The sequence below is a fragment of the Streptomyces sp. NPDC001443 genome (assembly GCF_053597355.1).
Genome location: NZ_JBSFIA010000020.1, coordinates 15,028 through 35,898 on the forward strand (window position 1 = coordinate 15,028; position 20,871 = coordinate 35,898).

The window sequence follows — 20,871 nt, forward strand, 5'->3', positions numbered from 1 at the left end:
ATCCGCACGGCACACCTCGGCGCGCGGCGCCGCGTGCGCCGGTCCATGCTGAGGGCGTGGGGGCGGCAGGGGGCCACGGAAGGGCTGACCTCGGTGAGGCTTGTCGTCGATCTCAACCGCTGCCAGGGATACGCGCAGTGCGCGTTCCTCGCACCCGACGTCTTCGCCATGCACGGCGAGGAGTCGCTGCTCTACGACCCGCAGGCCGACGACTCCCGGCGCGACGAGATCGCGCGCGCCGTGGCGGCCTGCCCGGTCCAGGCCATCTTCGTGGAAGGGCCGAACGGCACCGACGGCACTCCCGCACGCCCTCAGGAGGCGACCCGTGAGCAGTGACAAGTACCTCGACCGGCTCAAGCGCGAAGGGCGCATCGTCGTGGTCGGCGCCTCGCTCGCGGGGCTGCGGGGCGCGGAGACGCTGCGCGCGGAGGGCTTCACCGGCTCCCTCACAATGATCGGGGACGAGCCCTACGAGCCCTACGACCGGCCCCCGTTGTCCAAGCAGGTCCTGCTGGGCCGCGCCACGGCGGACCACACCGCGCTCCCCCGGCGCCGGGCGATCGACGCCGAGTGGCGCCTCGGGGTCGCGGCAGCCGGCCTCGACATGGCGGCCCGGCGGGTACGGCTGGCCGACGGCGACGAGGTGGAGTACGACCGGCTGCTCATCGCCACCGGGGTACGGGCCAGGCCCTGGCCCCAGGAGGGCGAGGCCGAGCTCGACGGCGTGTTCGTCCTGCGCACCCGCGACGACGCCGTCGCGCTGGAGCGCGCGCTCGCGCAAAATCCGCGCCGGGTGCTCGTGATCGGCGCCGGGTTCACCGGCTCCGAGATCGCCTCCGCCTGCCGGGAACGCGGACTGTCGGTCACGGTGGCCGAGCGGGGCGCCGCACCGCTGGTCGGCGCGCTCGGCGGGGTCGTCGGCGAGGTCGCGGCGAAGATGCAGCGCGAGGCCGGCGTCGATCTGCGCACCGGCGTGATGGTGACCGCCCTGGAGGGCGACTCCTCGGGGCATGTGCGGTCCGCCCGGCTGTCCGACGGGAGCAGCGTCGAGGCCGACGTGGTGGTCGTCTCGCTCGGCGCCACGCGCAACACCGAGTGGCTCCTCGGTTCCGGACTCGGCGCGGGCCCCCGGGGCATCGCCTGCGACGCCGGCTGCCGGGCCTTCGACATCCGGGGCATCGTCACCGACGACATCTATGTGGCCGGCGATGTCGCACGGTCCCCGCACGCGCTGTTCGGCTACCAGTTCCTGTCCCTGGAGCACTGGGGCAACGCGGTGGCCCAGGCCGAGACCGCGGCGCACAACATGCTGAGCGAGAGCGTGGACCGCCGTCCGCACATGTGGGTGCCGGCCTTCTGGTCCTCGCAGTTCGGGGTCAACATCAAGTCGGTCGGCGTGCCGTCGATGGGCACGGAGATCCTCATCGCGCAGGGTTCCCGGGAAGAACGCAGGTTCACCGGTGTGTACGGCTATCAGGGGCGCGTCATCGGCGCCGTCACCTTCGACCAGACACGGTGGCTGCCGTTCTACGAGCAGCTCATCGAGACCACGGCGCCGTTCCCGCCGCCCTTCCCCACGGTGGACCGCCGCCCGGAGGGCGATCGGCCGCTGCCCGCGGACTTCCCCGACCCGTCGGTGCCCTCGCACGGTCCGACCGTCACCCTGAGCGGTTACTCGCCCGCGGACCGGCGGATGACGTTCACCCCCGCCAGGCACTGATCCGACGTCCCCGAGGACACCTCATGACGCAAGACATCCTGCGCCAGATCATCGACTACTCCCATCGTGCCGACCCGTACCCGCTGTACGAGGAGCTGCGCAAGACGCCCGTGTACCAGCAAGGGGACGGCCCCTTCGTGCTCAGCTCGTACTACGACATCCGCAGCCTGCTGCACGATCCGCGGATCAGCTCCGACGCGCGCAACCTGAAGAACACGGCGAGCAGCCCGCTGGGCGCCGACGCGCAGGAGGAGTCGGCCCTGCCGCCGAGCTTCCTGCGGCTCGATCCGCCCGAGCACGACCGGCTGCGGCGGATGACGAACCGTTCGTTCGGGCCGCCGCACTGCCCGACCCGCGTCAACGACATGCACGGCGACCTGGTGGAGATCGTCTCCGGTCTCGTCGACGGCATCGGGGAGCCGGAACACATCGACCTGGTCGACCAGTTCTCGTACCCGTTCCCGGTGACCGTGATCTGCCGGCTGCTCGGCGTGCCGCGCGAGGACGAGGCGCGCTTCCACGGCTGGGCGGACACCATCGCCGCCGGTCTCGACCCCGATCCGGACGCCCCCGACCCCGCCGAGCGGCTGAAGCGCACGCACAACGCCCGCACCGAGCTGGGCATGTACCTGGCCGGGCTGGTGGAGGAACGCCGCAAGAACCCCGGCAACGACATGCTCTCGGAGCTGGCGACCGTGCAGGGGCCCGACGGCACCATGACGACGATGGAGCTGCTGAGCACCGCCGCGCTGCTGCTGATCGCCGGTCACGAGACCACGGTCAACCTGATCACCAACGGGATGCTGACGCTGCTGCGCAACCCCGAGATCCTCGGGCGGCTGCGCGAGGATCCCAGGCTGTCGGTGAACATCGTCGAGGAGCTGCTGCGCTTCGAGCCGCCGGTGCAACTGGTGCCGCAGCGCACCACGATCGCCGACATCGAGGTCCGTGGCACCACCATCCCCAAGGGCGCGTCGGTGTGGCTGGTGCTGGCGGCCGGCAACCGCGACCCGGAGCGCTTCGACCATCCGGACCGGTTCGACCCGGACCGCGGGGACATCCAGCACCTGGGCTTCGGCAGCGGCATCCACAGTTGCTTCGGCGCGCCCCTGGCCCGGCTGGAGGCCCAGCTCGCCCTGAGCGAACTGGCCCGCCGGCTGGAGAACCCGCGGCTGCTGGAGGACCCGCCCCCGTACCGGCAGAACGCGGTGCTGCGCGGCCCGCGTCATCTGCGGATCGCCTGCGACGGCATCCGCCCGTGACGCGGGAAGGGGGCCGCCCGGCCGCTCCACGCCGGAACGGCCCCCTTCCCCCCTTCCATGCCCGTCCGGCCCGACTCATCGGGTGCCGGAAGCCGGGCCGATGACCACGGTCCGGGCCCAGGCGGGCGGTGAGTCGGGCCTGCGGCCGGGGTGGTCCTCGCTCCACGACGATCCCCCGTGCCGCGGGAACAGGCCCACCACCGTCCGGCACGGGGGCCGTTCGGCCGGCCAGGGCGTCTGACCGTCGGTCAGGACCACGATCACGTCGGGCCGGGGCCCGCGCCGCAGCGCCGTGGCGAACCCGGTGCGCAGGTCCGTGCCTCCGCCGCCCGTCAGCGCGATGCCCTCGGCCCGGCACAGCGGGAGTACGGTCCCCGCGGTCGCGTCGCACGGTACGACGGTGACCAGGTCCCGGCGGCCGCCCATCGCACGGACGATCGCGGCGACCTCCAGCAGCGCGCTGCCCAGTTCGCTGTCGCTGACCGACCCCGACATGTCGACGACCACGCAGATCCGGGGCGGCCTGCGCCTCAGGCTCGGGAGCACGATCCCGGGCACCCCGGCCGAACGCCGTGCCGGGCGGCCGTAGCTGTAGTCGTCGCCCGCGCCGGACCCGGAGACCGCCGAACGGACGGCCGCTCCCAGCAGTTCCCGCCACGGCTGGGGCGGATGGAACGCCTCCTCCGCCCACCGCCGCCAGCCCTTCGGGGTGTCCCCCGGCCGGCCGTTGATGCCCTGCGCCACCCGGAACCGGACCGCGTCCCGTTCCTGATCGCTGAGGCCGTGCGCGCCGTCCGGGCCGAGGTCCCACTCCCGGTCCAGCCCGTCGGCGCCGCTGCCGCAGTCAAGCCAGACCAGGCTCTGGGTGTGCGGCCCGAGCCGGAACCGGCTCAGGTACTCCTCCATGAGCCGGCCCGCGGGCAGGTTCAGGAACTCGGGCGTGACGGCGCCCTCGGGCCGGACCAGGCCGTCGCCGAAGGCGTCGTCGTTGATCTCGCAGTCCGCGGCGATGTTCATCCGCAGCCGTTCCCCGGGACCGGTCAGTCCCTTCTCGCGCGCGAACCGGTCGCTGCGCCCGTGGTGGTCGCGCAGCAGGTGCGACACCTCGTGCACCCACACCGCGGCCAGTTCCTCCACCGGGGTGCGGGCGACGAACACCGGGGAGACGTAGCACCGCCAGTGCCGGTCGACGGCCATCGTCGGGACGGACCGCGACGCGACGGGGTGCAGGGCGAAGAGCGCCGTCGCCAGGTAGGGCCGGGCGCGTGCGGCGTTCAGCCGGGCGGCGAAGAGTTTGTCGCGGTCCAGTTCCACGGGCGGGCGCGGGGTCATCGGCCCGCCTTCGCGGCGACGCGGGCCGCCGTGCGGTCCGCCCGCCGGGACAGGGCCACCGCTGTCGAGCCGGAACCGCCGGTCGGGACGGGGATGCGGATGACGGCGGGCGCCCGCGTCGTCCGGGGATCCGTCCCACAGGACGAGGCTGATCCGCTGGCCGGCGTCCGCCCAGGCCAGTGGGGTCCGGACCACCAGACACACCGGCCGCCCGACGTCGGGTCCGGCGGTGTCGTACCTGGCCAGGGCGATGGTCAGGCCCGGTCGCAGCAGTCCGTCGGGGGCGATCCTCGGCATGTGCCAGCGCAGCGGGTCGGGAGCCAGCCGACGCAGGTCGGCCCGGAGCCGGGCCACCGGCTCCCGGCCGTACGTCCGTGCCGCACGGCGCAGGTCGAGGTCGACGTCGACACCCGCGGCGGCGCAGGCGCCCGCCCAGTCACCGGTACGACGGCGGGCGGTGGCGGTCTCGATCATCGACGGCGGCACGGCGAACTCGCGCACGCGCTGCCAGAGGGAGAGGCGGGCATCCCCGTACACGCTTCGAGTGAGCATCAGCACTCACCTTGCGTGGACAGGACCCCCGATCTGTGTGGAGTGTCAGTCGTCATCACGCGGACCCTAGCGGCCCTCTCCACCGCCTGTCAGCTCCTTTTCCCTCGGGTGGACGGGAGCGCCGGACCGGCCCGCCGGTCCCTCGGCGCTCCCTCCGGCCCGGGGCACCGGGATGCCTCGGGCGACCGAAAGGATCACGTCCCGCAGGCGCTCGACGTACAGCCGCATGTTCTTCGACGCGATGTCGGTGTCCGGGTAGCGGCTCGCCAGCCACAGCCCCTCGTGCATCCGGTTGACCCAGACGCACACCTGGTCGCCGTAGGACACCCGCAGCAATGCGTACGCGTTCAGCTCGGCCCAGCGGGCGGCGCCGGGGATGCCGCGGGCGTCGAGGTAGGAGACGATCGAGTACAGGTCGGGCGACGTCGGGCGGAAGTCGGCGCCGAGCAGGCGCAGTACGCGGGCGAGCGGGATGCGCGCGAGCGACCTGTTGGCCTGGAGTTCGGCGCGTACGGTCCGCAGCGCGCCCGGGAAGTCCGGGGCCTGCGCGAGGGAGACCTCGATGGGCGCGCCGCCGACGTACCAGCCGACGGAGTCGGACCACTGCGACTTCACCCGGGTGTGGAAGGGCACGACCGTGCGGTAGACGGACTGTCCGCCGATCTCGTGCACGAGCAGGCTGGTGGCGGCCAGGACGCCGACCAGGCTTCCGCCGTAGGGGCGGCAGTACGCCTCGAACGCGGCGGCGGCGTCCGCGTCCACGAGCTTCTCGCGCATCAGCTTCTGGGTGGGCAGTGCGCCGCCCGGTTCGAGGCCGAGGTCCACGGGGAAGTCCGGCAGCTTCCCGTCGCAGCGCTCGACGAACTCCCGCCAGCGCACGACGATCGCGTGGGTGTCGTCGATCCGGTCTGCGTCCGCCCGTTCGATCTCGCAGAAGTCGACGTAGCTGCTGACCGGCGCCTCCTCGACGGCGCGGCCCTGCGTCCCCGCCGCGTACAGCTCGTGGATCTCGGCAGGGATGCGTTGCAGCGAGTAGCCGTCGACGTTGCTGTGGTCGAAGACCATGTGCACGGTCGCGCCGTCGTCCCGGACGATCGCCGTGTACAGGAAGTTGGGCCAGCCGAGTGCGTCGGCGGCGACGTCGAAGCGGTCCTGGAGGTGCTGGACGAGTTCCGCCGCGTCGGGGAAGTCGCCGACGACCGCGCGCCGCAGGGACACGGCGTCGGCGTCGAGCGTGAACCGGCGCATCTCGTCGCCGTCCCAGCGGAATCCGCTGCGCAGCGTCTCGTGCCGCACCGTCCAGGTGCGCAGCGCCTCCTGGAGCACGTCGAGGTCGACCTGCCCCGGGATGTCGAAGACCGTGCCCAGCCAGGTCGGCACGAACAGGCCGTCCTCCCGTACGGTCCGGGCGGTCCTGATGTGCGACTCCTGGATGTACGCCGGGGGCCGGATGTCGTACGGCAGGTCCGCCGCCGCCTCGACGGTGGCGGGGCTGAGCGTCCACTCGACGAGCCGTCCGGGCCGGACCTCGCAGCGCTGGATGTCGGTCATTCGCACCGGACGTCTCCATTCACAGTTGGGGCATATCCGATCAAGGGAATGCCCTGCTCGGGGACGGTGTGCGTGGAAGCATGATTTTTCAATGGATCGGGTGGTATGTCGAACAACGGTCCTCGGCCCGCGCGGTGACACCCGAACTTATGGCCGCCCGTACTGCAACTCCCGCACCGTCGGGGCTGTCTAGAGGAACATGCGGGGGTTCATCGAGGGTGCCGGGGTGTTCGTGGGGCAGTTGCTGCGGTTCGCCTGGTTGCAGACACGCTGCTGCGTGTTCGCCGCCGCGCTGCTGGGCGGGATGGCGGCCTCGACCCTCCTGCCGCCGCTGCCGGTGGCACGCTACGACCTGCTCCTGGCGTACGGGGTGCTGCTGACCGGGGCGGGTCTGCTGCTGGGGTGGGAGACCGGGCGGGAGTTGGCGGTGGTGGCGGTCTGCCATCTGCTGGGGCTGGCCTTCGAGCTGGTCAAGGTGCGTGTGGGAGCGTGGAGTTATCCCGAACCGGCGCTGACCAAGGTGGCCGGGGTGCCGCTGTACGGGGGTTTCATGTACGCCGCCGTCGGCAGCTACGTCTGCCGCTCCTGGCGGTTGATGCGTCTGGAGATGTCCGGTTACCGGGCCCGCGCCACGGCCGTGCTCGCCGTCGCCCTGTACGGCAACTTCCTCAGCCATCACTGGCTGCCGGACCTGCGCTGGCCGCTCGGCGGCCTGCTGCTCGCCGTGACCGCGGGGGCGTGGGTGCACTTCGGGATCGGCGAGCGGCGGTACCGGATGCCGCTCGGGCTGGCCTTCACCCTGATCGGGTTCTTCCTGTGGCTCGCCGAGAACATCGCCACCTATCTCGGGGCCTGGACGTACCCGTACCAGGCGCACGGCTGGGAACCCGTCTCGGTGTCCAAGTGGGCGTCCTGGGCGCTGCTGATCAGCGTCACCTTCGTCATCAGCGCCTTCGACGCGGGCACCGGCACCGGCACCGGTGGAGCGACCCGCAGGGCCGCCGCGCCCGGGACTCCCGGGGCGGCGGCCTGATCCGACTGCCGGGCCGGAGGGCTGCCGGTCAGCCGTCGATGCGGTGCGTGCTCCAGAAGGAGGTCAGGTCCGTGGTGGTCACCGCCTGGGCGGCCGCCTTGAACTCCGCCGTGGTCGAGACGCCGTACCAGTGCGAAGCGGCGTAGCTCTTCAGCAGGTTGGCCATCACGGTGTCACCGAGCTGACGGCGCAGGTCGTGCAGGGCGCACTTGCCGTAGCCGTAGACGACGGTGGAGTACCGGGAGGAGTGGGCGTCCCAGTAGGCCATCGAGTTGGTGATCTTCTCCGCGGACGAGGCCCAGGAGACGCTGCTCCAGCAACTGGTCCCGGTCTTGCCCTGCGCCAGGTCGGTGGCGTAGTCGGTGAACGCCTCGTCGAGCCACGGGCTGTTGTACTCGTCGTCGCCGACGATCCCGTAGAACCACTGGTGACCGATCTCGTGGGTGAGCGCGGTGGTGCTGACCAGGTCGAGGACGAAGCCGGGGTACTCCATGCCGCCGAACCAGTAGTTGTTGTCGATCACCGCGTCCAGCTCGCCGTACGGGTACGCGCCGAAGCGTGCGGCGTGGGCGTCCACCGCGGACTTGGCGGTGGAGAGCATCGACTGCTGGCTGGAGGAACTGATGCCCGTCACGGAGTAGATGTTGATCGCGGTGCCGGCGGTGGAGGTGCCGGAGATCTTGGTGAACGGCCCGGCGGCCCAGGCGAAGTCGCGGACCTTGGAGGCGGTGGCCGTGGTGATCGTACGGCCGCTCGATCCGGCGGCGTCGACCGAGGTGCCGGTGGCCGGGACGAGGAGGCTCGTCGGGTGGTCGAGGGTCACCTTGAAGTCGGCGGCCAGGGAGTAGAACGACTCGCCGTTGTTGGTGTACGGGTCCAGGTGCCAGCCGGCCCCGTCCTTGACCGCCAGTACGGGCAGCGCGTTGCCGATGTTGACGAAGGCGCCGTCGTAGCCGAAGCGGTCTGCGCCGCTGGGCACGGTGACGGCCAGGTCGAAGCCGATCGTCGCGCTCTGGCCCTGTGCCACGGGCGAGGCCAGGCTGATCTGGAGGGCCGTGCAGGCGACCGAGAGCGAACCGGCCGTGCCGCCGCTGACGTTGCTCACCACGATGGGCATCGCGGAGCAGGTGCCGTGGTAGTTGTCCCACAGCCTCAGGTACACCTCGCCGAGCGCGGTGGACGAGGCGTTGGTGAAGGTGACGCTCTCGTGGCCGGTCCAGCCGGTGCCGCTGGTGTTGCTGGTCAGGCTGACCGTGTAGGCGGGGGCGGCGGGGGTGCGGGTGGAGTCGGCCGGCGGACTCGTGTCACCGGAGGTGTCGAGGGCGATGTCGTCGAGGACGAAGCTGGTCTGGAGGCTGGAGTCCTCCGTGCCGGTGAAGGCGAGCGTGACGGTCTGGCCCGCGAACGCCGAGACGTCGAAGGTCTTCTGGGCGTAGCCGGTGGCCTTGTTCAGGTTCGAGTAGGTCGCCAGGGTCGTGCTGCCGATCTTCGCCGTCAGCTTGTCGTAGGCCGTCGACGAGGTCGTCTCCGCCGTGTCGATGTGCAGCCAGAACGTGAGGCTGGCGCTGCTGCACCCGGACGGGATGGTGACGCTCTGCGAGAGCGTGTCGGTGTGGGTGCCGCCGGTGCCGCCCAGCCAGGCGAAGGTGGTCCCGCCGTGGGCGCTCTGGCCGGTGCGGCTGGTGATCACGGTGGTCGAGGACTGGGTCCAGGACGAAGTGCCGCTCTCGAAGCCGCCGTTGCCCACCACTTGGGCCGGGGTGCAGGCGGCGGCCGGGGCCGCCGCGGGCACGGCGGCCGGCGGGGCGGCGGCCGCGGCCGGGGTGGCGGGGAACAGGGCTGCGGCCGACGCGGCGAGGACGAGCACACTCGCGGCGAGGGCCTTGTGGGGGGTCGGTCTCACACGTAACTCCTTTTCGGCGGCCGGGATTCCGGCGTGCTCGGTGGCCGCAGGACCGGCTGGGGTGCGCCGGGGCGGCCGGGGACGAGCGTCGCTCGCGCGATCGCTGGAGTGAGATTTCCCGCCGTGTCCCGTGGGGTCGGGGGACGGCTTCCGAAAGCCTGACAGGTTTGACCGGAACATGCCATCGGGCAAAGAGGGTGAATTCCCTGGTGGGACGGGCCCCAGCCCGCACTGCCGCCCCTGTGGCCTCTCGGCTCACAGAGCACTCCCTGGCCCCCGGACCGCCGCCGGAGAGGGCGCTGCGGCCGCGGTCGGCCGTCGGCACCCGGCACCCGGCACCCGGCACCCGGCACCCGGCACATGGCACATGGCACATGGCACATGACGCATGACGAGGGGCGGGCAACTCCCGTCGCCCGCCCCTGAGTCCGCCGGTCGCCCGGCGCACCGGTGGGCCGGTGCGCCGGACCCGGGTCAGCCGATCTCGACGAGCAGGTCGCCGCCCTCCACCTGCTGGATCCGGTTGATCGCCAGCCTGGTCACCTTCCCGGCCTTCGGGGCGGTGATCGTGGCCTCCATCTTCATCGCCTCGATGGTGGCCACCGTGGCCCCCGCCTCGACCTCGTCGTCCTCGTCGACCACGAGCGTCACCACGCCCGCGAACGGCGCCGCCACATGGCCCGGCTTGGCCCGGTCCGCCTTCTCGGTCACCGGGACGTCGGCGGCCGCCGCGGTGTCGCGCACCTGGATCGGGCGCAGTTGGCCGTTGAGCGTCGACATCACGGTGCGCATGCCGCGCTCGTCGGCCTCGCCGACGGCCTCCAGCTCGATCAGGAGCCGGACGCCGGGCTCCAGGTCGACGACGTACTCCGTGCCCGGTCGCAGACCGTAGAAGAAGTCCTTGCTGTCCAGCACGCTGGTGTCGCCGTAGGTCTGACGGTGCGTCTCGAAGTCGCGCGTCGGGCCGGGGAACAGCAGCCGGTTGAGCGTCGCGCGCGGGGCCTTCTCCAGGCCCGTACGGTCCTCCTCGGTCAGCTCCCGCACGGGCTTGGCCTCGCCCCGGCCGCGCAGCGCCTTGCTGCGGAACGGCTCCGGCCAGCCGCCGGGCGGGGTGCCCAGTTCGCCGCGCAGGAAGCCGATCACGGAGTCGGGGATGTCGAACCGGTCCGGGGTCTCCTCGAACTCCGCGGGCGACACTCCGGCGCCCACCAGGTGCAGGGCGAGGTCCCCGACCACCTTGGACGACGGGGTGACCTTGACCAGGTGGCCCAGGATGCGGTCGGCGGCCGCGTACATCGCCTCGATGTCCTCGAAGCGGTCGCCGAGACCCAACGCGACCGCCTGGGTACGCAGGTTGGACAACTGCCCGCCGGGGATCTCGTGGTGGTACACGCGCCCGGTCGGCGAGGCCAGACCCGCCTCGAACGGCGCGTAGATGCGGCGCACGCTCTCCCAGTACGGCTCCAGGTCGCCGACGGCCTGGAGGTCGAGGCCGGTGGGCCGCTCGGAGTGGTCGGTCGCGGCCACGATCGCCGACAGCGACGGCTGCGAGGTGGTGCCCGCCATCGAGGCCACCGCCCCGTCGACGGCGTCGGCCCCGGCCTGGATCGCGGCGAGGTAGGTGGCGAGCTGGCCGCCCGCGGTGTCGTGGGTGTGCAGGTGCACCGGCAGGTCGAACTCCCGGCGCAGGGCGGAGACCAGCTTGGCCGCGGCGGGGGCACGCAGCAGGCCCGCCATGTCCTTGACGGCCAGGACGTGGGCGCCGGCCTCGACGATCTGCTCGGCCAGCCGCAGGTAGTAGTCCAGGGTGTACAGCCGCTCGGCCGGGTTCGACAGGTCGGAGGTGTAGCACAGCGCCACTTCGGCGACGGCCGTGCCCGTCTCCCGTACGGCGTCGATCGCGGGCCGCATCTGGGAGACGTCGTTGAGGGCGTCGAAGATGCGGAAGATGTCGATGCCGGTGGCCGCGGCCTCCTGTACGAAGGCGTCGGTCACCTCCGTCGGATAGGGCGTGTAGCCCACGGTGTTGCGGCCGCGCAGCAGCATCTGGAGGCAGATGTTGGGCACCGCCTCGCGCAGGGCCGCCAGCCGCTCCCAGGGGTCCTCGGCGAGGAAGCGCAGGGCGACGTCGTAGGTGGCGCCGCCCCAGCACTCCAGGGACAGCAGCTGGGGCAGGGTGCGCGCGACGGTGGGGGCGACGGCGAGGAGGTCCTTGGTGCGCACCCGGGTGGCCAGCAGCGACTGGTGGGCGTCGCGGAAGGTGGTGTCGGTGACGCCGATGGTCGGCGACTCGCGCAGCGCGCGGGCGAATCCCTCCGGGCCGAGGTCGACGAGCCGCTGCCGGGAGCCCGCGGGCGGCTCGGCGGCGGACGGCGGCGCCAGCTTGGTGACCGGGTCGATCAGCACGGGCCGTTCGCCGTGCGGCTTGTTCACCGTGACGTCGGCGAGGTAGGTCAGCAGCTTGGTGCCGCGGTCGGCGGAGTGCCGGGCGGTGAGCAGCTGCGGCCGCTGTTCGATGAACGAGGTCGTCACCCGCCCGGCCTGGAAGTCCGGGTCGTCCAGCACGGCCTGGAGGAAGGGGATGTTGGTGGCCACACCGCGGATGCGGAACTCGGCGACGGCCCGCCGGGCCCGGCCGATCGCGGACTTGAAGTCCCGTCCCCGGCAGCTCAGTTTGACCAGCATGGAGTCGAAGTGCGCGCTGATCTCGGTGCCCGCGTGGGTGGTTCCGCCGTCGAGCCGGATGCCGGAGCCGCCCGGCGAGCGGTAGGCGGTGATCCGGCCGGTGTCGGGGCGGAAGCCGTTGGCCGGGTCCTCGGTGGTGATACGGCACTGGAGGGCGGCCCCGTGCAGGGTGACGGTCTCCTGGGACAGGCCGAGGTCGGCCAGGCTCTCGCCGGCCGCGATGCGCAGCTGCGCCTGCACCAGGTCGACGTCGGTGACCTCCTCGGTCACCGTGTGCTCGACCTGGATGCGCGGGTTCATCTCGATGAAGACGTGGTTGCCCTCGGGGTCGAGCAGGAACTCGACGGTGCCCGCGTTGCGGTAGCCGATCTGCCGGGCGAAGCGCACCGCGTCGGCGCACATGCGGTCGCGCAGCTCCGGGTCGAGGTTCGGCGCGGGGGCCATCTCGATGACCTTCTGGTGGCGCCGCTGCAACGAGCAGTCGCGCTCGAAGAGATGGATGACATTGCCCTGGCCGTCGGCGAGGATCTGCACCTCGATGTGGCGGGGGTCGACGACGGCCTTCTCCAGGAAGACGGTGGGGTCGCCGAACGCCGAGGCCGCCTCGCGCGACGCCGCCTCGATGGACTCCCGCAGCAGCGCGGGGTCCTCGACCCGGCGCATACCGCGGCCACCGCCGCCGGCGACCGCCTTGACGAAGACGGGGAAGCCGATCTCCTCGGCGGCGCGCACGAGTTCGTCCACGTCCGTGGAGGGCGCGCTGGAGCCGAGCACCGGCACACCGGCCTCGCGGGCCGCGGCCACCGCGCTGGCCTTGTTGCCCGTCAGCTCCAGGGTGCGGGCGCTCGGTCCGACGAAGGTGATGCCCGCCTCCTCGCAGGCGCGGGCCAGGTCGGGGTTCTCGGAGAGGAATCCGTAGCCCGGGTAGACCGCGTCCGCTCCGGCGCGGCGCGCGGCCCGGACGATCTCGTCGACGGAGAGGTAGGCCCGCACGGGATGCCCTGGCTCGCCGATCTCGTAGGCCTCGTCCGCCTTCAGCCGGTGCAGCGAGTTGCGGTCCTCGTGCGGGAAGACGGCGACGGTCCGCGCGCCGAGTTCATAACCCGCGCGGAACGCCCGGATCGCGATCTCACCACGGTTGGCGACCAGTACCTTGCGGAACATCCTGGATCCCTTCAGCCTGCCGGTGACGAGGACCATGGTGTCGGCGTCGGGCCCGTTGTGCCATGTGACCCGGGCCACCCACCTCGCGTTTCCCCCGATGGAGGGTCGGCCCCACCCGGCTCCGTCGAGCGGCGACACCAGGCGCTTGCGGCGCCGGTCCCGCGTTCCACGGCGCCGCGAACGCCCCGGGAGCCGCACCTGGGAAGGTGCGGCTCCCGGAGAATGACGGGACGTCAGGCCGACGGGTGATCGCCGACCGGTGCGCCGGGCGGGTCAGGAGACCGTGCAGGCGCTGCCGTTGAGGGTGAACGCCGTCGGGGCCGAGTTGGTGGCGCCCTTGGTGCCGATGAACCCGACGTCCACCGAGCCGCCCACGGGGACGGTGGAGGTGTAGGAGGCCGGGGCGACGCTCACCGTGGCGCCGCTCTGGGTGGCGGTCCCGCCCCACATGTTGCTCACCGTCTGACCGTCGGCGAAGGCGAAGGCGAGCTTCCAGCCGTTGACGGCCGCGGTGCCGGTGTTGCGCAGGACGATGTCGCCCTGGAAGCCGCCCGGCCACTCCCCCACGATCCGGTAGGCCACGGAGCAGATCCCGGTGGGGGCGCTGCTGGTGGTGACGCTCACCGTGGCGGAGCGCGCGGAGCGGTTCCCGGCGGCGTCGCGGGCGTAGACGGCGAAGGTGTACGCGGTGCTCGCGGTGAGGCCGGTCACGGTGACGGAGTTGGTGGTGGAGGCCGCGGCGTTGGTCTCGGTGCCGCCGCTGATCCGTACGACGTCGTAGCCGGCGACGCCCACGTTGTCGGTGGCGGCGGTCCAGCCGAGGGTCACCGAGGTGGCCGTCACCGCGGACGCGGCCGGGGTCCCGGGGGTGGTCGGCGCCTGGGTGTCGGCGGAGGTGCCGCCGTAGACGGTGGCCTCCTTGGAGGTCTGGGCGATGCCGTTGACGCCGTTGAAGATGCGCTGACCCCATGAACTGAGCTGCTTGGGGTCGAAGTTGAGCGCGAGGTCGAGGATCGGGTCGGTGTTGCCGCTCCAGGACCAGGCGAGGTAGCCGAGTCCGAGCTGTACGGCGGTGGCCATCATGGTGTCCTCGTCGGGGTCGCCGTACTGGTCGGCGGGCCCTCCGAACTCACCGATGACGATGGGCAGTTCGGCGTTGACGAAGGCGTTCAGATAGTCGGTGATCTCCTGGGCCGTGTCGAACACGCTGTACATGTGGATCGAGAAGATCAGGTTTCCGGTGGTGTCGGCGGCGTAGACGGACTGGGCGTTGGCGCGCATGACGCCCTGCCAGTCCTGGCCCCAGTTGGGCGCGTCCACCATGATCGTGTGTTGGAATCCGGCGTTGCGCAGCTTCTGGACGGCCGCGATCGTCGGGGCGGTCCAGCCGGTCGGGTCGGTGTTGCCCCACGGCTCGTTGCCGATGTTGATGACGATGTAGTTCTCCTGGCCGGCGAGCACGCTCTTCAGGCCGATCCAGTAGTCGGCGGCCTCGTCGAGGGTGCCGGCCGCGCCGTCCTCGCCGTAGCCGGTGGTGTCGTGCACCTCCAGGACGCAGATGAGCCGGTTGGCCTTGCACTGGGCGACGACGTTCGCCACGTCGGTGGCGCTGTTGGCGCTCCAGCGGTGACCGTCGGCGAGGACGACCCGGACGGTGTTGGCGCCCAGCGCCTTGACGTCCGCGAGCGACTGCGTCCGGCTCGGGTACCAGGTGTGGGCGTGGTTGACGCCGCGCATGACGAAGTCGTTGCCGTTGCCCTCCACCAGGCGGCCGTCGGCGATGTGGAGGCCGGTGGCGAGGATCCCGGGCGACTGGGCCTGTGCGACGGCCGGGCAGAACAGGCCGAGGAGGACGAGGCCGAGGACCGCGGTCAGCCCGGTCAGCAGATCGGCCAGGGGCCTCTTTCGTGTCGTGCTTCTTGTTGATCTCACTACGACTCCAGGGAGTGAGCGCCAAGAAACTCAGGCATGGGCAGGGGCGGCGGAATTCATGGGAGCGCTCCCATAAAGCCATCATGCCAAGTACACGTCAAGACATCGGACAGGCCGCCGGCCCGCTCCGGCAGCCGCGCAGGCCCGGACCGGGTGCCGGTCCGGGCCTGCGCGCGAGCGGTTTTCGCCAGGTCAGGGGGTGAGCTGCCACTGCTTGATGTAGCCCACGTCGATCGAGGCCAGATCACGCACCCGCAGCTTCCAGGTGCCCTCGACGGGCTGCGCCGAGGCGTCCACGGTGAAGGTCTGTTCGACGTTGTCCGCGGAGCCGCCGGAGCGGTTCAGCAATGAGTAGACGGTGCCGTCGGGGCCCACCAGGTCGACGGTCAGGTCGCCGCGGTAGGTGTGGACGATGCTGACGTAGACCTCCGTGGCGGCCGAGGCGTTGCCCGGGCGGCCCGTGATGGTGATGGGCGATTCGACCGCCGCGCCCGCGTCCGGGATGTCGACCCGGGTGCCGTTGGCGTAGATGTTCGCCACCCGCCAATGGAAGCCGACGGTCGCGGTGGCGCCGGTGCTGTCGGTCACGGTGACGGAGACGTCACTGGTGCCGGTGCTGGTGGGGACGCCGGAGATCAGCCCGTCGGCGCCGAGGGACAGCCCGTCCGGGAGCCCGGTCGCCTCGTACGCGAGCGTGGCGTCCGTGTTGGTGGTGTAGGCGCCGATCTGCAGCGAGACCTGCTGGCCGACGCCGCTGGTCTGGTCGCCGACGGGCGCGACGTTGACCCCTCGCGCCACCCGGTCGCCGACGTGGATCGCGGCCCAGGCGCCCGCGACCGTGAGGTAGGTGTCGCTGTAGGCGCCGAAGAGGTCGGCCGCGGCCTGGAGGGTCGCCACCCGGGCGTCCGCGTAGTCGGTCGTCGAGGTCATGTACGTCGTCAGCGCCCGGTACCAGATCCGCTCGGCGTTCCCGATGCCGATGCCCGTCACGGGCAGCCCGTCGTAGGTCGGACTGTCGTACGCGACGCCGTTGACGGTCTTCGCCCCGCTGCCCTCGGAGAGGAGGTAGAAGAAGTGGTTCGCGGGTCCCGATGAGTAGTGGACGTCGATGCCGCCGAGGCCGGAGTCCCAGTAGTCGCGGGAGGAGCCGTCCCGGGAGGGCTTGTCCATGTAGCGCAGCGGGGTGCCGTTGCCCCGGATGTCGATCTTCTCGCCGACGAGGTAGTCGGGGACGTCGGCGGCCAGGTCCGAGTGGAACTCCACGGCGGCGGCGAAGATGTCCGAGGTCGCCTCGTTGAGGCCGCCGGACTCGCCCGAGTAGTTCAGGTTGGCGGTGGCGCTGGTGACGCCGTGGCTCATCTCGTGGGCCGCGACGTCCAGCGCGGTCAGCGGCTTGGCGTTGCCGGAGCCGTCGCCGTAGGTCATGCAGAAGCAGGTGTCGGACCAGAAGGCGTTGACGTAGTTGTTGCCGTAGTGGGCCCGGCTGTAGGCGGCGACACCGTCGTTGCGGATGCCGTTGCGGCCGAAGACGTCCTTGTAGAAGTCCCAGGTGGCAGCCGCCCCGAAGGCCACGTCCACACCGGCGGTCTGCCGGTCGCCCTGGGTCCCGTCGCCCCAGACATCGTTGTCGTCGGTGAAGAGGGCGCCGGTCCCGGACGTGCCCTGGTTCAGGTCGTACGTACGGTGTCCCGCGCGGTCGCCGTCCACGAGCTGGTACGTCGATCCGGACAGAGTGGTGCCGAGCGGCACGGTCCCGCTGTACTGGCCGACCCCCGTGCCGGTCTCCACACCTTCGTACTCCTGGAGGACCTTGCCCGAGGCCGCGTCGGAGACGACGTGCAGTTCGCTGGGGGTGCCGTCCCGGCGGACGCCCTCGACGACCGACTCCCAGGCGAGCACCGGCCGCCCGGCCGCGGCGGCCAGGACGACGAGCCGCGGGGCGCGGCCGCCGGTGGTCTCGCGGTTGCGGTCGGCCCGCGCCCCCGCCCCGGCCGCGGCGGTCTTCCGCGCGGCCGCGAGGGCCGTCGCCGCGGCGTCGGACGCGGACACCCTCGGTGTGGTCGTCGGCACCGCGAGCGCGGCTCCGGTCGCCTCGGAGACGGTGGTACGGCCGTCGCGCACATGGGCGACGAGGTCGCCGCCGAGCACCGGAAGGCCGGCGTAGGTGCGCTCGTAGCGTGTGTGCGTGGTGCCGTCGGCGTCCTGGGCGACGTCCTTCACGACGAGCCGTTCCCGGGACCCGAGGCCGAGCGTTCGCGCCGTGTCCGCGGCCGTCGCCCGCGCGCGGCCGACCAGTGCCGCGTGTCGCGCGGGCGACAGGACGGCCGGGGCGGCACCCGCGCGGGGAGTGGCGACGGTCTTCACGGGACGGAGGTCCAGGGGCGCGGCGGACGCGGGGCCGGCCTGGACCGCGCCGGCGAGCAGGGCCCCGGCCGCGAGCGCGACGAGGGCCGCGTTTCCTCCGCGGAGGGGGCGGAGGCGAGGACCTGCGGGGTGGACTGGTCGTGACAAGGTCGACTCCTTGTGCGACGGTCGGCCCGTGGTGGAGGCCGAGAGGGAGCGGGCCGCGGCTTGCGGTCCGCCCGGAACGCGCCGCGCCGGGGGTACGGGGCGGGGCACGGGGACGCGCGGGGGCGCCCGGCGACGACGGCGGGCGGCACGCGGAACGAGGGAGGGTGGGGGGCGTGAGGCTGCAAGGGGCGTGAACGGGCGGTGAAGGCCCCTACGAGCGTGACAGCAAACCCACAGCATTGTCATGGACGCAACGGGAGTTCGGCTGGAATTGACCACGCCCCGTCGCAGGTTCATCGCACGACGGTCGCGCCGGGATCAGGGGCCGGCAATCGACTCCGGTGTCCCCATACCGTAACGCTCCCTGCCTTCAAGGGACTTGACGGGCCACTCCTGCACTATCTTCACATCATGTCCACGCCACGGGAGCCTTCGCAGCAGCCCCCTCACGACTCAGGGGCACCGGCACAGCCGACCGCGTATCCGTATCCGAATCCGCAGTCCCCGGGTGCGGGCGGCCCGGGAGCCGCCCCGCCACCGTCACCCCCCGCTCCCCCGGCCGGTCCGCCGACCCTCTACTCCCAGCCCACCCTGGCCGGCGGGCCGCAGCCCTCACCGGGCAATCCGTACGCTCCGTCGGGCTCCTACGGCCCCTACCCCGCCGCCCGCCCGTCCGGCGCCGGCGGCACCGGCGGCGCCGGACGCGCGCTGCTGTGGGCCGTGGTCGGCGCGGTGGCCGCCTCCGCCCTGTGGGCGGTCGGCCTCGTGGCGCTGCACGGCCTGGGCACCGCCGCGGACCTGCGCGGCTACGACGCCCCGGCCAACCTCTGCGCAAGCTCCGACCACTCGTCCTTCAGCAGCGAATACCCGCTCGCCGACACGTCCCCCGGTCACTCTTCGCTGCGGGACGGCGTGTTCGACCAGTCCACCTGCAACGTCGACCTGAAGAAGAGCGGCTCGACCTACGCGGACGCCTACCTCACCATCGACGTGCAGCTCCACAAGAAGACCGATCCCGGGCCAGAGTTCACCGCCGCCTGGAAGAACTACCCCGACAACCACGAGGGTTACGACGTCGACACCGTCGGCGGCATCGGGGACGAGGCCTATCTCGTCAGCCAGGACACCACGAGTGGCTCCACCAGCGGCTCGTTGTACGCCACGCTCGCCGTACGGGACGGCTGGGTCACCTACACGATGACCTACAGCGCCTACCTCAGCTCGTACAGCAACGACAAGGACCCGCCGCAGCTCGACGAGGTCGTCGCCTGGCTGAAGTCGGACACCAGGTCCACCCTGGAGGAACTGCGGAGTTGACGCCGCGGGCCACCCGGGCGCGCCCGGCTATTCGCCGCGCCAGACGTTGTCGAAGGCCGCGTCCTCGATCGCCCGGCGCTGCCGTACCGCCTCCAGTTCCATCACCGCGTCGTGGACGGCGGCCAGCACGGTCACCACCGGCTCGTCCGCCACGTCCAGGGAGCCGTCGGCCGGCTGGTCGACGATCCCCACGGCGGCGGCGAGGGTGGTGAGGACCGGTTCCCGCGCCTCCCAGCGCTCGGTGGCCCCGCGCCGGACCGGCGAGTCGGCCGGGGCCGTCCGGGTGACCCGCAGCGGGTTCCAGCGCCGGCGCTCCCAGGTGACCTCGCCGTCCCGCTCCAGGGCCGCGAGGTAGGCCCGGGACAGACCGCGGCCCCGGCGCCACAGCCACTCCTCGACCTGCTCGTACGGCTCCTCGCGGACGAACGTCGACGCGGCCTCGTCCAGCAGGCCGTCCCCGGTGGCCGGAAGCAGGCCGGGCACGATCCGGTCGCCACGCAGGGTGACGGCCTCCTTGCCGATGAGGTCGATGACCTCGGCTCCCGCGAGGGCCAGCGACAGATCGCCGGGCTCGACCGGACGCACGGACCGCACGTCCATGGCTACGATCATCAGATCCGTGGAGGTGGTCATGAGTCGGACGGCCCCGGGTCGTTGGGGTGGGGTTCGAGCGCGGTGACGAGGAGCGTCATCCACGGACGCAGCGGCAGCGTGCCGAGGACCTTCTCCAGCAGTTCGGTCTCGTCGGCGGCCCGCCACAGGCCGATGCTGCGCGGCTCGCCGATCGGGCGCCACAGCCGCGCCAGATTGCCGGTGGCGGCCAGTTCCTTCGCCCGGACGGCCTCGGCGGCGCGCCGCCGGTCCACCTCGTCCTGGCTGGTGCCCTCGGGGACGGTGGTGGTGATCTCCACCAGGAAGTCACGCATGGTCCTGCTCCGTTCGGTCGCTGGACGCCCGGCTCCTGACAGGACGGACCCCGTACGGCGGGACCGGCCCTGACCGGGTCAGACGATACCGCCGTTGGCCCGCACGACCTGGCCGTTGACCCAGTGTCCGGCCGGCGAGGCGAGGAAGGCGACGACCTCGGCGATGTCGGCAGGCGTGCCGAGTCGCTCCAGCGGGGGCTGCGCCGCCAGTGCGGCGATGGTCTCCTCGTCCTTGCCGTCGAGGAAGAGATCGGTGGCCGTCGGGCCGGGGGCGACGGTGTTCACGGTGACGTCCCGGCCGCGCAGTTCACGGGCGAGGATCAGGGTGAGCGCCTCGACGGCGCCCTTGCCGGCGGAATAGGCGCCGTAGCCGGGGAAGGCCAGTCCCACCACGGAGGTGGAGAACATGACGAACGCGCCACCCGGCCCGATCCTGCGCGCCGCCTGCTGCGCCACGACGAAGGTGCCGCGGATGTTGGTGCGGTGCAGCTTGTCCAGTTCCGTCAGGTCCAGCTCGGCGACCGGAGCGAGATACATCCGGCCGGCCGCGTGCACGACGATGTCGACACCGTGGCCGAACTGGGTCTCGGCGACGTCGAACAAGGCGGCCACCTGCTCCTCGTCGGCGACGTCGGCCTGGAAGGCGAAGGCCTGGCCGCCCGCGGCGGTCACGTCCTTCACGGCGGCCTGGGCCTGGTCGCGGTTGCCCGCGTAGTTGACCACGACCGCGTGTCCGGCCGCGGAGAGCCGGTTGACGATCTCACGGCCGATGCCGCGGGAGCCGCCCGTGACGACGGCCGTACGGCGGTGACCGGTGCCGCCGCCCGGAGAGGTCAGGCTGCTGACGGGTTCCTGGGCGGGCATGGAGTCTCCTGCCTACGCGATGGGGGTCCGGGCCGCCCGCCACCGTCCGTGGTGGCGGCCGGTGCCTGTACCCACTGGCGGTACCGGCACCGGTTTCTGTACCTCACTCCAGAATGCGC

Annotated in this window: 14 protein-coding genes and 1 pseudogene; 5 read left to right on the forward strand and 10 right to left on the reverse strand. The window is 72.1% G+C overall.

Going from position 1 to position 20,871, the window contains the following annotated elements; genetic code table 11:
- Positions 1-93: 93 nt before the first annotated feature.
- The 3 genes from ACWC24_RS21260 to ACWC24_RS21270 are packed head-to-tail and all read left to right on the forward strand — an operon-like array spanning position 94 to position 2,982.
- A complete protein-coding gene (locus ACWC24_RS21260) occupies positions 94-336 on the forward strand; it encodes a ferredoxin (protein WP_450664395.1) in 243 nt (80 codons plus the stop codon).
- Positions 326-1,720: an NAD(P)/FAD-dependent oxidoreductase gene (locus tag ACWC24_RS21265; protein ID WP_450664396.1), complete on the forward strand. Its 1,395-nt coding sequence runs from the start codon at positions 326-328 to the stop codon at positions 1,718-1,720. Before ACWC24_RS21260 ends, ACWC24_RS21265 begins: the two co-directional genes overlap by 11 nt.
- Before the next feature lie 23 nt (positions 1,721-1,743).
- Positions 1,744-2,982: a cytochrome P450 gene (locus ACWC24_RS21270; protein ID WP_450664397.1), complete on the forward strand. Its 1,239-nt coding sequence runs from the start codon at positions 1,744-1,746 to the stop codon at positions 2,980-2,982.
- A 75-nt stretch (positions 2,983-3,057) separates the two neighbouring features.
- On the opposite strand, the gene ACWC24_RS21275 is transcribed toward ACWC24_RS21270, so the two are convergent.
- The 3 genes and pseudogenes from ACWC24_RS21275 to ACWC24_RS21285 all read right to left on the reverse strand — a co-directional run bounded on the left by ACWC24_RS21275 (position 3,058) and on the right by ACWC24_RS21285 (position 6,423).
- Positions 3,058-4,314, reverse strand: coding sequence for a vWA domain-containing protein (locus ACWC24_RS21275; protein WP_450664503.1), 1,257 nt, complete (start codon positions 4,312-4,314; stop codon positions 3,058-3,060).
- 63 nt (positions 4,315-4,377) lie between these two features.
- A pseudogene (locus tag ACWC24_RS21280) lies at positions 4,378-4,866 on the reverse strand (hypothetical protein); the annotation flags it as partial.
- A gap of 66 nt (positions 4,867-4,932) precedes the next feature.
- On the reverse strand, positions 4,933-6,423 hold the full coding sequence (locus tag ACWC24_RS21285; RefSeq protein ID WP_450664398.1) for a condensation domain-containing protein: 1,491 nt from the start codon (positions 6,421-6,423) through the stop codon (positions 4,933-4,935).
- A 193-nt stretch (positions 6,424-6,616) separates the two neighbouring features.
- Here ACWC24_RS21285 and ACWC24_RS21290 point away from each other — a divergent pair, with 193 nt between their 5' ends.
- A complete protein-coding gene (locus ACWC24_RS21290; protein ID WP_450664399.1) occupies positions 6,617-7,450 on the forward strand; it encodes a DUF817 domain-containing protein in 834 nt (277 codons plus the stop codon).
- A gap of 28 nt (positions 7,451-7,478) precedes the next feature.
- On the opposite strand, the gene ACWC24_RS21295 is transcribed toward ACWC24_RS21290, so the two are convergent.
- From ACWC24_RS21295 to ACWC24_RS21310, 4 genes are all read right to left on the reverse strand, one after another.
- The gene (locus ACWC24_RS21295) at positions 7,479-9,353 is read right to left on the reverse strand and encodes a M1 family aminopeptidase (RefSeq protein ID WP_450664400.1); all 1,875 of its coding nucleotides are present in this window, start codon (positions 9,351-9,353) and stop codon (positions 7,479-7,481) included.
- Positions 9,354-9,827: 474 nt separating this feature from the next.
- Positions 9,828-13,202, reverse strand: coding sequence for a pyruvate carboxylase (locus ACWC24_RS21300; RefSeq protein ID WP_450664504.1), 3,375 nt, complete (start codon positions 13,200-13,202; stop codon positions 9,828-9,830).
- A 273-nt stretch (positions 13,203-13,475) separates the two neighbouring features.
- Positions 13,476-15,134 (reverse strand): cellulase family glycosylhydrolase, encoded by a 1,659-nt coding sequence (locus ACWC24_RS21305; RefSeq protein WP_450664401.1) that lies wholly within the window; start codon positions 15,132-15,134, stop codon positions 13,476-13,478.
- A 192-nt stretch (positions 15,135-15,326) separates the two neighbouring features.
- Positions 15,327-17,645: a M4 family metallopeptidase gene (locus ACWC24_RS21310; RefSeq protein ID WP_450664402.1), complete on the reverse strand. Its 2,319-nt coding sequence runs from the start codon at positions 17,643-17,645 to the stop codon at positions 15,327-15,329.
- 411 nt (positions 17,646-18,056) lie between these two features.
- Between ACWC24_RS21310 and ACWC24_RS21315 the strand changes: the two genes are divergently transcribed.
- A complete protein-coding gene (locus ACWC24_RS21315; protein ID WP_450664403.1) occupies positions 18,057-18,962 on the forward strand; it encodes a hypothetical protein in 906 nt (301 codons plus the stop codon).
- Positions 18,963-18,989: 27 nt separating this feature from the next.
- Here ACWC24_RS21315 and ACWC24_RS21320 read toward each other — a convergent pair whose 3' ends face one another.
- The 3 genes from ACWC24_RS21320 to ACWC24_RS21330 all read right to left on the reverse strand — a co-directional run bounded on the left by ACWC24_RS21320 (position 18,990) and on the right by ACWC24_RS21330 (position 20,752).
- A complete protein-coding gene (locus tag ACWC24_RS21320; protein ID WP_450664404.1) occupies positions 18,990-19,595 on the reverse strand; it encodes a GOLPH3/VPS74 family protein in 606 nt (201 codons plus the stop codon).
- Entirely contained in the window at positions 19,592-19,888 is a 297-nt protein-coding gene (locus ACWC24_RS21325; protein ID WP_450664405.1) for a muconolactone Delta-isomerase family protein, read from the reverse strand. The genes ACWC24_RS21320 and ACWC24_RS21325 overlap by 4 nt, the downstream gene beginning before the upstream one ends.
- Before the next feature lie 78 nt (positions 19,889-19,966).
- A complete protein-coding gene (locus tag ACWC24_RS21330) occupies positions 19,967-20,752 on the reverse strand; it encodes an SDR family oxidoreductase (protein ID WP_450664406.1) in 786 nt (261 codons plus the stop codon).
- Positions 20,753-20,871: the final 119 nt, after the last annotated feature.